This is a genomic window from Lichenibacterium minor, assembly GCF_004137685.1.
Taxonomy (GTDB): Bacteria; Pseudomonadota; Alphaproteobacteria; order Rhizobiales; family Beijerinckiaceae; genus Lichenihabitans; species Lichenihabitans minor.
This window is the reverse complement of record NZ_QYBB01000004.1, coordinates 73,439-85,106: the sequence shown is the minus strand read 5'-3', so window position 1 is coordinate 85,106 and position 11,668 is coordinate 73,439. Positions and strand designations below refer to the sequence as shown.

Annotated in this window: 12 protein-coding genes; 5 read left to right on the top strand and 7 right to left on the bottom strand. The window is 73.9% G+C overall.

Going from position 1 to position 11,668, the window contains the following annotated elements:
- A complete protein-coding gene (locus tag D3273_RS05690; protein ID WP_129224405.1) occupies window positions 1-1,659 on the bottom strand; it encodes a helicase HerA-like domain-containing protein in 1,659 nt (552 codons plus the stop codon).
- A 129-nt stretch (window positions 1,660-1,788) separates the two neighbouring features.
- Here D3273_RS05690 and D3273_RS05685 point away from each other — a divergent pair, with 129 nt between their 5' ends.
- Window positions 1,789-2,157, top strand: coding sequence for a DUF2267 domain-containing protein (locus D3273_RS05685; RefSeq protein WP_129224403.1), 369 nt, complete (start codon window positions 1,789-1,791; stop codon window positions 2,155-2,157).
- Window positions 2,158-2,187: 30 nt separating this feature from the next.
- Here the strand turns inward: D3273_RS05685 and D3273_RS05680 are convergent, their stop codons facing one another.
- The 3 genes from D3273_RS05680 to D3273_RS05670 all read right to left on the bottom strand — a co-directional run bounded on the left by D3273_RS05680 (window position 2,188) and on the right by D3273_RS05670 (window position 5,923).
- Window positions 2,188-3,342 carry an alpha/beta hydrolase gene (locus D3273_RS05680; RefSeq protein ID WP_245501015.1) on the bottom strand — a complete coding sequence of 385 codons (1,155 nt, stop codon included), beginning with the start codon at window positions 3,340-3,342 and terminating at the stop codon, window positions 2,188-2,190.
- Between the two features lie 112 nt (window positions 3,343-3,454).
- Entirely contained in the window at window positions 3,455-3,649 is a 195-nt protein-coding gene (locus D3273_RS05675; RefSeq protein WP_129224401.1) for a hypothetical protein, read from the bottom strand.
- Window positions 3,650-3,781: 132 nt separating this feature from the next.
- Window positions 3,782-5,923: a S9 family peptidase gene (locus tag D3273_RS05670; RefSeq protein ID WP_129224399.1), complete on the bottom strand. Its 2,142-nt coding sequence runs from the start codon at window positions 5,921-5,923 to the stop codon at window positions 3,782-3,784.
- A 201-nt stretch (window positions 5,924-6,124) separates the two neighbouring features.
- Between D3273_RS05670 and D3273_RS05665 the strand changes: the two genes are divergently transcribed.
- A complete protein-coding gene (locus D3273_RS05665; RefSeq protein WP_129224397.1) occupies window positions 6,125-6,550 on the top strand; it encodes a Ros/MucR family transcriptional regulator in 426 nt (141 codons plus the stop codon).
- Window positions 6,551-6,626: 76 nt separating this feature from the next.
- Here D3273_RS05665 and D3273_RS05660 read toward each other — a convergent pair whose 3' ends face one another.
- Complete coding sequence (locus D3273_RS05660; protein ID WP_129224395.1) at window positions 6,627-7,085, bottom strand: SufE family protein; 459 nt, start codon at window positions 7,083-7,085, stop codon at window positions 6,627-6,629.
- Window positions 7,086-7,186: 101 nt separating this feature from the next.
- A complete protein-coding gene (locus tag D3273_RS05655) occupies window positions 7,187-7,528 on the bottom strand; it encodes a hypothetical protein (RefSeq protein WP_129224393.1) in 342 nt (113 codons plus the stop codon).
- 273 nt (window positions 7,529-7,801) lie between these two features.
- Here D3273_RS05655 and D3273_RS05650 point away from each other — a divergent pair, with 273 nt between their 5' ends.
- The 3 genes from D3273_RS05650 to D3273_RS05645 are packed head-to-tail and all read left to right on the top strand — an operon-like array spanning window position 7,802 to window position 10,908.
- The gene (locus tag D3273_RS05650) at window positions 7,802-9,640 is read left to right on the top strand and encodes a sensor histidine kinase (protein WP_129224391.1); all 1,839 of its coding nucleotides are present in this window, start codon (window positions 7,802-7,804) and stop codon (window positions 9,638-9,640) included.
- Window positions 9,633-10,562 carry a hypothetical protein gene (locus D3273_RS29050; protein ID WP_245501014.1) on the top strand — a complete coding sequence of 310 codons (930 nt, stop codon included), beginning with the start codon at window positions 9,633-9,635 and terminating at the stop codon, window positions 10,560-10,562. Before D3273_RS05650 ends, D3273_RS29050 begins: the two co-directional genes overlap by 8 nt.
- 10 nt (window positions 10,563-10,572) lie before the next feature.
- On the top strand, window positions 10,573-10,908 hold the full coding sequence (locus D3273_RS05645; protein ID WP_245501013.1) for a DUF1491 family protein: 336 nt from the start codon (window positions 10,573-10,575) through the stop codon (window positions 10,906-10,908).
- A gap of 37 nt (window positions 10,909-10,945) precedes the next feature.
- Here D3273_RS05645 and D3273_RS05640 read toward each other — a convergent pair whose 3' ends face one another.
- Window positions 10,946-11,566 carry an LOG family protein gene (locus D3273_RS05640; RefSeq protein WP_129224387.1) on the bottom strand — a complete coding sequence of 207 codons (621 nt, stop codon included), beginning with the start codon at window positions 11,564-11,566 and terminating at the stop codon, window positions 10,946-10,948.
- Between the last annotated feature and the right edge of the window lie 102 nt (window positions 11,567-11,668).

The window sequence follows — 11,668 nt, the reverse complement described above, 5'->3', positions numbered from 1 at the left end:
TCAGCGCTGCAGCCCGCCGAGCACGCCGCGGATGATCTGGCGCGCCACCTGGGTGCCGACCGAGCGCGACGCCGACTGGATGGCGGACCGCACCACGAGCTGGCCGTTGGTCATGCGGCCGCGGCTCGACCCGCCGCCGTTCCACCAGTCGCCGAGCGCGCCCTCGATGCCGTCGAGGAAGCCGGCCGCCTCCGGCTGGGGCGCGGCCGACCCCCAGGCGGGCGAACGGGGCGCGTCCGGGGCGGCGGAGCCCTGGCGCTGCGGCAGGAACGACGGGGCGGCGGGCGGCGGCGTCGGGGTCGCGCGGGGCGGCTCGGCCGGGGGCACCGGCGCCCCGCCCGCCTTGGCGCCGCGCCGGGCCAGCACCTCGAAGGCCGAGTCGCGGTCGACCGGCGTGTCGTATTTGCCGTAGATCGGCCCGGCCTCGATGGCGGCGCGCCGCTCCTCGGGCGTCAGCGGCCCGACGCGCGACGCGGGCGGCGCGATCCAGCAGCGCTCGACCATGCCGGGGGCGCCGTCCGCCCCGAGCGTCGACACCAGCGCTTCGCCGACGCCGAGTTCCTTGATGGCGGCGGCGGCGTCGAAGGCGGGGTTCTGGCGGAAGGTGTCGGCCGCCGCCTTCACGGCCCGGGCGTCGCGCGGCGTGAAGGCCCGCAGCGCGTGCTGCACGCGGTTGCCGAGTTGGCCCAGCACCGAGTCCGGCACGTCGAGCGGGTTCTGCGTGACGAAGTAGATCCCGACGCCCTTCGACCGGATCAGCCGGACCACCTGCTCGACCGCGGTCATCAGCGGCTTCGGCGCGTGGTCGAACAGCAGGTGCGCCTCGTCGAAGAAGAAGACGAGCTTCGGCCGGTCGAGATCGCCGACCTCGGGCAGGCGCTCGAACAGTTCCGACAGGAGCCACAGCAGGAACGTGGCGTAGAGCCGGGGCGAGCGCATCAGCCGGTCGGCGGCCAGCACGTTGACGAGGCCGCGCCCGTCCGGCGCGCACTGCAGGAAGTCCGAAATGTCCAGCGCGGGCTCGCCGAACAGGTTGGCGCCGCCCTGATTCTCCAGCACGAGCAGTTGCCGCTGGATCGTGCCGACGGTCGCGGCGGCGACGTTGCCGTATTGCGTGGTCAGCTCGGAAGCGTGGTCGGCCACGTAGCCCAGCACGGCGCGCAGGTCCTTGAGGTCGAGCAGCAGCAGCCCGCGCTCGTCGGCGACGCGGAACAGCACGTTGAGCACGCCCGCCTGCGTGTCGTTGAGCTCCAGCATGCGCGCCATGAGCAGCGGCCCCATCTCGACCACGGTGGCGCGGACGGGCGAGCCCTGGTCCCCGTAGAGGTCCCAGAACACGGTCGGCGTCGGTTCGGGCGCGTAGGGGATGCCGATCAGCCGGGCGCGCTCGGCCACCGCCTTGCGCCCCGCGCCGGCCATCGCCAGCCCGGCGAGGTCGCCCTTCACGTCGGCGGCGAACACCGGCACGCCGGCGCGGCTGAACCCTTCGGCGAGCGTCTGCAGCGTCACGGTCTTGCCCGTGCCCGTGGCGCCCGTGATCAGCCCGTGGCGGTTGGCCATGGCGAGGGCGAGGTAGTCGTAGTGCCCGGGCGCCCCGCCGGCGCCGGCGCTGAGGCCGAGCAGGATGCGGCCGGGCTCGTCGGGATGGGGATCTGACATGGCGCGCCGGCTCCGGGGATGCCGGGCCTCTATAGGGCGCCGGCGCGGGGCGTGTCACGCGGCCGCCCGAGCTGAACCCGCGGCGCGCGGGCGCGTTGCCCCGCCACACACGCGGAGGACGCCCCACCCATGCAGGACCTCATCGACCACGTCAGCACCGAGGCCGGCCTCGAGCCCGCCACCGCCCGCAAGGCGATCGGCATCGTCCTCGACTTCGTGCAGAAGAACGTGCCGCCCGACACCAGCGCCGCCGTCATCGACCGGGTGCCCGGCGCCCGCGCGGCGGCCTCCGCGGCGGCCGAGGACGAGGCCGAAGGCGGGGGCTCCGCCACGCCCGGCCTGATGGGCCTCGCCGACCGCCTCATGGCGGAAGGCGTCGGCATGGGGGCGATGCAGTCGCTCGGTCGCGCCATGTTCGAGGGGCTCCGCCGCCACGTCGGCGACGGCCCGGTCGACGACGTCGCCAAGGCCATCCCGGAGCTTCAGCACGTGATGTGAGCCGGCGCCCCGCGGTCGTCCTCGGGGCCGTCAGGGCACCGCGATGGCGGGCGCCTGCGGGGCGGGAAGCGGGGTCGCCACCACGGGGGCGGGGAGCTTCTCGAACTGCGGCGCGTCGGGCTCGCCGCCCAGCACCGCCTGGCGGTTCCTGTCCCCGGCCCGGGACGCGCCGATCTCGGCGCCGATGCCGCGGATGACCTCCGGCACGCTCGCGTAGGTGGCATGGCCGATGAGGCCGACGCTGTCGCGCGTGAGGTCGATGACGTGGACCCCGAGACCTTCGAGCGCCGCCCGCCCGTCCGGGCTCGTCGAATCAATGGCGCCGAGGCGCGGCCGCTCCGCCAGGAAGCCCGACAGGCCCAGGGCGCGGTCGTTGGTGGCGGCGAAGACGGAGATGTGGGCGCCCGGCCCGAGCCGCTCCACCTGCTGGCGGAACACGCCCTGGTCGATGTCGGGCGCCGCCAGGATGATGTCGCCCAGGTGCCCGTCGAGGTCCGGGTGGCCGGCGATCGCCACCTCGCGCAGCGCTTCCATGGCGAGCCACGACCCCATGGAATGGGCCAGCACGTGCACCTTGCCGACGTCCGGCAGGGCCGCGAGGTCGAGCAGCAGGTGCTCCATCGCGTCGCGCGAGGCCGTCGCGGCTTCGCGATCCGAGCCGTAGCCGAACAGGCTCCCCTTCGACGGCCAGGTGAACAGCACCGGGACGCCGTTGAAGCCGCCGTCCGTGACGATCTGCGCCAAGCGGAAGCGCGCCTCGTCGAAGCCCGTGTTGAAGCCGTGCACGAAGACCAGCACGTCGCGGTTCGAGCCGACGCGGCCCGACAGGTGCGTGGCGACGGCGTTGCGGAACGCTTCCGCGTCGAGCGCGCGGCGACCCACGATGGCGAAGTCGCGCGCCCGGTCGGGTGCGCCGAAGCTCGCCATCTCGAGGCCGCCCGCCTCGTGCCCCGACGGCACGCTGACGGTGGCGAGGGAGAAATGGGCGGAACCGTCGGCACTCTCGTCGGCCTTGAGCGGGCGCGTCGAGTCGACGAAGATCTGCACGTTGCGGGCCTGGCGCGACGCCGCGTCGGAGCCGAGGCCGCCGACGCCCGCCACCGCCGACACGCAGCCCGACAGCGCGGCGGCCGCCAGCAGCAGCACGGCGGCCCGCACGGATCGTCTCGGCCCGGATCTCACCACGTCGTCGTCTCCCGCCCTCGACCTGGGCTCGCATCATAGCGCGCGGCGGCGCCGCATGCCGGCACCGTCTGTGGACATGATGGCGGGAGCGGGACGGCGTGGCCCCGGCGCCTCACCGGGGCTCCGCGTCGCCGCAGCCGTGCCGGCCGGAATCGATGCAGTCCTGGACGGCGTCGTGGGCGCGGATGGCCGACAGGGCCCAGAACAGCGCCAAGCCGATCGCCACCACGGCGACCAGGGCCGCGACGGTGCCGCGGCGGTTGGGCTCGCCGGGCCGGCGCGGAGGTTTGTTGTCGTTGGCCGTCATGTGCTGTCCCGGACCCTCGTGTCGGGCGATCCCATGCCGGACGCGGCGCACCGCGGCAACCGTCGGCACGCGGTGCGGCATCGGCGAAGGCCGGCACGTGGCGGATCCGCGTACCGCGGCACCGGGACGCCCTCACTCCCCGTCGTCGTCGTCCCCGAACGGCTCCACGCCGTCCCGCCCGACGCAGGCCAACGCGAAGGCATATTGCAGCGCCACCTCGTCGAGCTGGTCGTAGCGGCCGGACGCGCCGCCGTGGCCCGCGCCCATGTTGGTCTTCAACAGGACGAGCGACGGCCCGAGCGCCTTCTGCCGCAGCTTGGCGACCCACTTCGCCGGCTCCCAATAGGTGACGCGCGGGTCGGTCAGGCCGCCGAGCACCAGCATCGGCGGATAGCGCTGCTCCGCCACGTTGTCGTAGGGCGAATAGCTCCGGATGGTGTGGAACGCGTCGACGTCGCGGATCGGGTCGCCCCATTCCAGCCATTCGGGCGGCGTCAGCGGCAGGCTGGCGTCGAGGATGGTGTTCAGCACGTCGACGAAGGGAACGTCGGCGACGATCCCGGCGAAGAGCTCCGGGGCCATGTTGGCCACCGCGCCCATGAGCAGGCCGCCGGCGCTGCCGCCGTGGGCCACGATGCGGCCTTCCGCCGTGTAGCCCGCCGCCGCCAGCGCCCGTCCCGCCGCGATGAAGTCGGTGAAGCTGTGCGCCTTGTTGGCGAGCTTGCCGTCTGTGTACCACGCCCAGCCCTTGTCGGTGCCGCCGCGGATGTGGGCGATCGCGTACACGAAGCCGCGGTCGACCAGCGAAAGGCGCTTCGTGCCGAACGCCGCCGGGATCGCGTGGCCGTAGGCGCCGTAGCCGTAGAGCAGCAGCGGCGCCGAGCCGTCGACCGGGGTGTCGCGGTGGTGGAGGATCGACACCGGCACCTCGGCCCCGTCGTCCGCCCGGGCCAGGATGCGACGCGTCACGTAGTCGGACGGCTCGTGCCCCGACGGCACCTCCTGGCGCTTGCGCAGGACCCGCTCGCCGCTGTCCATGTCGTAGTCGTAGGTTTCGCCGGGCGTGGTCATGGACGAGTAGGTGAAGCGCATCACCGCCGTGTCCTGCTCCGCCACCTCCCCGAGGCCGAGCGAATAGGCTTCCTCGGGGAACGACACGGCGCGCTCGGCGCCGTCGGCGAAGCCGCGCACGACGATCCGGGGCAGGGCGTCGCGCCGCTCCAGGCGCACGAGGTGGCGCGCGAAGGCGGCGTGCCCGACGATGAGCCGCCCCGCCTCGTGGGGCACGAGGTCGCGCCAGTTCGCCCGGCCGGGATCCTCCACCGGGGCCGTGACGATCTTGAAGTCCACCGCGCCGTCGGCGTTGGTCAGGATGACGAAGTCGTCGCCCCGGTGGTCGACCTCGTAGTGCAGGCCGGGCGCCCGTTCGGCGACCAGCCGCGGCGCCACGAGGGGCTCGGTGCGCTCCACCACCCGGGCTTCCGAGGCGTCGTGGCCGTGGATCGAGATCACGGCGAAGCGGCCCGAGCGCGTGCGCGACACTTCGACGAACCAGGTCGGGTCGGGCTCGTCGTAGATTTCCCGGTCGTCCGCGGCGTCGGTGCCGAGCCGATGCAGCCACACGGAACTGGCGCGGTGGTCCTCGTCGAGCCGCACGTAGAAGAAGGCGTCGCCGGCCGCGGTCCAGACCGCGCTGCCCTCGGTGCGGGACACGGCGTCCGGACGGTCCTCGCCCGTCGCGAGGTCACGGACCCTGATGGTGTGGAGCTCGGAGCCCTTGTCGTCGTAGCCCCAGGCCAACAGCGCATGGTCGTCCGACGGCGCGGCGTCGCCGAACTCGAAGAACTCGACGCCGTCGGCCAGCGCGTCGCCGTCGAGCATGACCTGCTCCGCCCCGCCGTTCCGCGGCACGCGGCACACCAGTTCGTGCTGCCCGCCCTCGCGGTAGCGGGAATAGTAGCTGAAGGGGCCGTCCGGCACGGGGACCTCCGCCTCCTCCTCCTCCATGCGGTCCCGCATCTCCTCGGCGAGCCGTCCCTGCAGGGCTTCGGTGGGGGCCATCACGGCCGCCGCATGGGCGTTCTCGCGGTCGAGCAGCGCGCGGATCTCGCCCGGGAGGGCGGCCGGGTCCTGCAGGACCTCGCGCCAGTTGTCGGCACGGATCCAGCCGAAGTCGTCGGTCAAGGCCACGTTGTGGACGGCGCGCGTCACGGGCCGGGCCGGGATCGGCACGGGGGCGGGGGCCGCGGAGGCGAAGGCTGGCAGGTCGGTCATGCGGCCTTTATCGGGCCCCGCCGCTGGCCCGGCAAGGGCGCGATGTGGCCGGCGCCGGGCCTCGCGAAGGGCGGCCGCTGCGGCGCGCATCTTGTCAGGCCACCCGAGTCCCGCAATAATCGCCGCGGTTGAGCACCGCCAAATTTGATGATTCGAGGTGCTCACGCGCGTTTATCAAATCTTTTGCATACGAGGACGATGATGTCGGATGCTGGAACGTCGGGCGACCTTCTTGAAGTCGCGGTCGAGATTGTTGCTGCCTACATCAGCAACAATTCCGTGCCGTCCAGCGAGCTTCCCGCGCTGATCGCCGGTGTGCATTCGGCCTTGGTCCGCATGCATCGTGGGGTCGAGGAGGTCGTGGCGGAGCCTTTGAAACCGGCGGTTTCCATCCGCAAATCGGTGGCGGACGACTACATCGTCTGTCTCGAAGACGGAAAAAAGTTCAAATCCTTGAAAAGACACCTGCGGACGCAATACGACATGTCGCCGGAGGATTATCGCCAGAAATGGGGCCTCGGCCTGGATTACCCCATGGTGGCGCCGAGCTACGCCAAGGCGCGCTCGCAGCTCGCCAAGGAGATGGGCCTCGGCCAGCAGCGCCGGAACCGTCGCGAGCCGGCCTGAGGCCGCGCCGCGCCACCGTCCGCCGCCCCGGAAAGAACCGTCGGGGACGTCGGACGGCGGGGCTGGACCCGGCCGGTCAGTGCAGCGCCGGCGGACCGGCCTGGGGCATCTCGCCCGCCAGCGCGCGCCGCGCGTCCGCACGGATGCGCTCCACCATGGCGGCGAAGCCGTTCGACCGCTGGCGCGTCATGTGGCCGCCGAGGCCGAGCTTGGCGAAGATCGGCGTGGCGTCGGTGGCGGCGATCTCGGAAGCCGGCCGGTCGCCGTAGAGCGCCAGGGCGAGGTAGATCAGGCCCTTGACGATGTGGGCGTCGCTGTCGCCGCGGAACCGCAGCACGGGGTCGTGGGCCGGACCGGGGTCGACCGCGGTTTCGAGCCAGACCTGGCTGGCGCAGCCCCGCACGCGGTTGGCCTCGTCGTGGGCGTCCGGCGGCAGGGGCGGCAGCTCGCGCCCGAGTTCGATGAGGTAGCGGTAGCGGTCGTCGAGCTCGTCCAGGATCTCGAAGTTCGCGATGATGTCGTCGACGTTGTGCATGGTCGGCAGGGATCCCGTGTCCCCTCCATATCGCGCGTCCTCGGGTCGCGTTCCAGTCCGGGCTGCAGCCGAGAGCCTTCGAATGGCCGGCGCGGGGCGGCTCAGCCGCCGGGCGGGGCCGGCGTCCGGTTCGGTTCCGCGCCCGCCCGCCGCGCCGATGTGCGCCGACGCGGGCCGGCCGGCGCTGCGACAGACGCCCCCGGTTCCGAGGCCGGCGAAGCGCCGCCCGCGGCCGACAGGGCCGCCGTGCCGACGCGCAGGCAGGTGCTCGACGCCAGGCAGGCGCGCCCGGCATCGGCGGCGACCTGTCGCGCGCCGCGGTCGGCCGCGGTCACCAAGCCTTCGCCGCCGAGGCCGCCGGCGGCGGCCGCCACGGCGCCGATGCACAGCGCCGACCGCGCCAGGAAGAACATCATGCGTGCCGAGCCCCGGTCGGTCGCCATCCGCGGCGCCGTCCGGAAGCTTAGGGCAGGGCGGGCGTGGGAGTCGACGGGGGGATGCCGTCATCCTGAGCGGAAGCTTTCCGCTCGACGCGGCGCCGTCGCGTCGGATGCGAAGTCTTAACCACGCCGACAGGCGACGCGTCCCCGGCGGTGCCCTTCGCTCCGACGCTCACACCGCTGAAAGGCGCCCCGACTTAGCGTTGGTTTAAGGCGGGCCTGGGAGTTTGCATCAGGCCAGGACGAGATCCGGTTGCGTCCGGTGCGGAGTGTCGCGTGAACCCATTGGCCCATCTCGACGCCGCCGTCGCGCCCTTCGTCCACGACGACGTCCGTGCCGACGTCGTCGACGCGCACGCCCATCGTACGTTCCTCCTCACGCGGGTCGGGCTGTCGCTCACCGCGCTGGCCTTGGCGCCGCTCTGCCTCGTCGCCGGCGCGGCGCCGGCCGCCTGGGAGGCGGGCGCCCTGGCCTGGCTGGCGCTGCCCTTCTGTGCAGCCTTGGCGGTATCGCGGACCGGAAACCTGCGCGTCGGTGAGGCACTGAGCCTCGCCGCCTGGGTCGGGCTGGGCGCCACCGTGGCGCTCGGGACGGGGTCGAGCCTCGGCCTGGCGATCCTGCTGATGGTTCCGGTGGAGGCGGCGTCTGCGTCCACGGGGCGCTTCGTCGTTCCCTCGGTCCTGGCGTCCTCGGCGGTGGTGCTCCTGGCGGCGCTCCGCGCGCGTTTCGGCCTACCCGCGGCTCCCCTGCACCTCACCCCGCTCGGCGCGGCGGCGCTGATGGCCGCGCTGGCCTACGGCGGCCTGCTGGCGTCCGTCGCCGGGCGGGCGGCGCGGCGCCGCGACGGCGAGGCCCGCGCGGACCGGGACCGTTACCGCGCCCTCGCCGACGCCATCGACGACGTCGTGCTGCAGCTCGACCGCGCCGGCGCGGCCTGCCGGGTCGGCTGCGCGTCGCTGCGCCTGTTCGGCCTCGCGCCGACGGACCTCGCCGGTCGCGGGCTGTTCGAAAGGCTGCACGTCGCCGACCGCCCGGTGTTCCTGAAGCTCGTCGCCGACGCCGCCGACGGCCGCAGCGGCACCGCCACGCTGCGGCTGCGCACCGGCCGCACGGTGCCGAGCCAGCGGGGGGACTTCGACGAGCCGGTGTTCGCGGCCGTGGACCTGTCGCTGAGGCCGCCGAACCCCGGCGAGGCCGTGACCGACGCCGCGCGCCCCGTCGCGGCGGTCGGCCTGATGCGCGACGTGTCGGCGCGGGTCGAGCAGGACCGGCTCGTCGCCCTGGCGCAGACGTCCGCGGACCGCACCCATGCGGGGCGCGACATGTTCCTCGCCAACGTCAGCCACGAGCTGCGCACGCCGCTGAACGCCATCATCGGCTTCTCCGAAATCCTGTCCAACCCGGCGCTTGAGCCGGCCGACGCCGACAAGCGGCGCGATTACGCGGGCATCATCCACCAGTCCGGCCTGCACCTGCTCGCGGTGGTCAACGGCATCCTCGACGCGTCCAAGATCGAATCCGGCTCCTTCGACATCCATCCGGAAGCCTTCGACCTGCACGACCTCGTCGCGGTCTGCTGCGACATGGTGGGCCTCAAGGCCGAGCAGAGCGGCGTCCGCCTGCAGCGCGAGGTGGCGCCCGGTGCGGACGAGCTCGTCGGCGACAAGCGGGCCTGCAAGCAGATCGTGCTGAACCTGCTGTCCAACGCGCTGAAGTTCACGCCCGCCGGCGGCCGCGTCGCCATCACGGCCCGGCCGGACGGCAATTCGGTCCTCATCACCGTGTCGGACACCGGGGTCGGCATCGCGGCGCGCGACCTGCCGCGACTGGGCGACCCCTTCTTCCAGGCGCGCGCCGCCTACGACCGGCCCAGCGACGGCACCGGCCTGGGGCTGTCGGTGGTGCGTGGCCTCGTCGGGCTGCACGGCGGCTCGATCGCGATCGAAAGCGCGCCGGGGCAGGGCACCCGCGTGTCGGTCCGCCTGCCCCAGGACTGCCGCCGGGCGGCCGTCGCGCCGGGCGGCGTGACCAAAATCGAAACCATTTCCCGCTATTCCTCGGGGGTGCGGCACGACGGTGTGCCGAACGGCGGCAGGATGCACAAAATTGCGTGACGCGGCCATCGACACCCATCGCTCGCCGGCGCGTGGCGCCGGCCGCTCCCGATCCGCGGGGGCTCCCCCGCTCGACGATCTCGTCGGCGAGGGCCCGGTTTCCCGCGGCGCCCCGAACCGCGGGGGCATCACCAGCGCCGCCATCGCGGCCCAGCGCCTCGGCGGCGGCCGGTCGCCCGGATCCGCGTCGCGCGGGCGGCGCGGGCCCGGCCTCGCCGCGCAACTGAGCGCGCGCCTGCCGCGCGTCAGGCCGCTGAAGGCCCTCACGGTGGCGGCCTTCGGCGTGGCGCTGGTCGGGATCGTCGCCAACGCCATGGTGTTCCAGCGCGGCCAGCACCCGTCGCCGCTGTTCGGCCTGGGCCGGTCCGTCGACGGGGCGTCCGAGGCGGCCCAGCGCACCGCCGCGGCCGTGCCCCCGCCCGCTCCGCCCGCGCCGATCGAAAGGACCGGCACGATCGCGCCGCCTCCCGCCGCCCCGGCCGAACCCGCCGCTCCGGCGGTCGCCGCGGCGCCGAAGCCCGCGCCGGTCCGCCACGCGGTCGGCAAGGCGGCCGCCGGCAAGGCGCACGACGAGGCCGTGGCGAAGCCGAAGGCCGCCGCCGAGGTCCACGCCCATCCCCGCCCCGGCCATGTCGCAGCCGCGCCTGCGGCGGCCGGCGCCAAGGTGGAGAAGGCCGACGCCAAGGCGGACCCGGTCGCCAAGCTCCTCGCCGGCGCGTCCCACCCGGCGAAGCCCGAACCCAAGCCGGTCCACAAACCCGCCGCCAAGGCGGAGGCCAAGGCCGCCGAGCCGGCGCCCCATGCCGCCGAAGCCGCCGCGCATCCCGCCAAGGCCGCCGACACGGCCGCGCCGCACCCGCATCACCGGATCGCCGCGGCGGCGCCCGCCGCCGGGGCCAAGCCGGCCGCGCAGGCCGAATGACGGGCGTATCGTGAGCCTGCCGCGCATCAGGACCGATTTCTGGGTCGCCGCCTACATCCGGCGCCTGGAGGTCGAGGGCGTCGTCGCGGTGCTGCGCCGCCGCGGCTCGCCCGAGTCCGGCGCCGTCATGATCAAGGTGGACAGGCTCGACGGCACGGCCGCGCTGCTCGGCCCGGCGCCGCAGAGCGAGGCCGCCGAGGACGGGCTGCGGGCCTTCGTGCCCGTCCACCGCGACCCCGCGATCGACGCGGGCGCCGCCGAGGATCGCTTGAAGCGGGAGATCGGCTTCGACCCGGACCTGTGGATCGTCGAAGTCGAGGACCGCGCCGGCCGGGCGTTCCTGTGACGCCGGATCCCGCGGCCGGGTAGCCCGGCCCCCGGCCTCACATCGGCATGTCGAGCGAAGCCTTCTCGGCGCCCGCGCGCGCGGCGCGGTCCATCGCGGCGCGGATGGCGGGGATGATCTCCTCGACGGTGCCGGCCACCTGGTAGCGGACGTCGGACGCGGCGCGGATGAAGCCCTGACGTCGCATGTGCTCGATCAGCTCCAGCAGCGGCGCCCAGAAGCCCGCCACGTCGGCGATGACCACCGGCTTCGAGTGTCGGTCGAGCTGCACCCAGGTCATCTGCTCGACGAGCTCCTCCAGGGTGCCGATGCCGCCGGGCAGGGCCACGAAAGCGTCGGCCTGCTCGAACATCATCCGCTTGCGGGTGTGCATGTCCTCGACCACGATCATCTCGAGGCGCCGCTCGTCCCCGTCGTCCCCGTCGATCATGCGCTCCTTGCCGCGCAGGAAATCCGGGATGATGCCGGTGACGGAGCCGCCCGCCGCCAGCACGGCGCGCGCGACGGCGCCCATGAGCCCGTGGTCGCCCCCGCCGTAGACGAGCGCGATGCCGGCTTCCCCCATGGCGCGGCCGAACGCTTCCGCGGCCGCCCGCATGCCGGGATCGGTGCCGTCGCTGGAACCGCAGTAAACGCAGATGGATCGGAGCTTCGTCATGGCGGAAATCTAGCACGGCGACGCGCGAGCCGGTCAACCGGCCGGCGTTGCGTCGGGGCCGCCTCCGGTTCGCCCATCCTGCGCCGGAGCCGCCGCCGCCCT

Coding starts and splice junctions, on each gene's coding strand:
- D3273_RS05665 (WP_129224397.1), top strand. CDS start 6,125: ATGTCGGATGCTGGAACGTCGGGCGACCTTCTTGAAGTCGCGGTCGAG.
- D3273_RS05685 (WP_129224403.1), top strand. CDS start 1,789: ATGCAGGACCTCATCGACCACGTCAGCACCGAGGCCGGCCTCGAGCCC.
- D3273_RS05675 (WP_129224401.1), bottom strand. CDS start 3,649: ATGACGGCCAACGACAACAAACCTCCGCGCCGGCCCGGCGAGCCCAAC.
- D3273_RS05690 (WP_129224405.1), bottom strand. CDS start 1,659: ATGTCAGATCCCCATCCCGACGAGCCCGGCCGCATCCTGCTCGGCCTC.
- D3273_RS05655 (WP_129224393.1), bottom strand. CDS start 7,528: ATGGCGACCGACCGGGGCTCGGCACGCATGATGTTCTTCCTGGCGCGG.
- D3273_RS05660 (WP_129224395.1), bottom strand. CDS start 7,085: ATGCACAACGTCGACGACATCATCGCGAACTTCGAGATCCTGGACGAG.
- D3273_RS05670 (WP_129224399.1), bottom strand. CDS start 5,923: ATGACCGACCTGCCAGCCTTCGCCTCCGCGGCCCCCGCCCCCGTGCCG.
- D3273_RS05640 (WP_129224387.1), bottom strand. CDS start 11,566: ATGACGAAGCTCCGATCCATCTGCGTTTACTGCGGTTCCAGCGACGGC.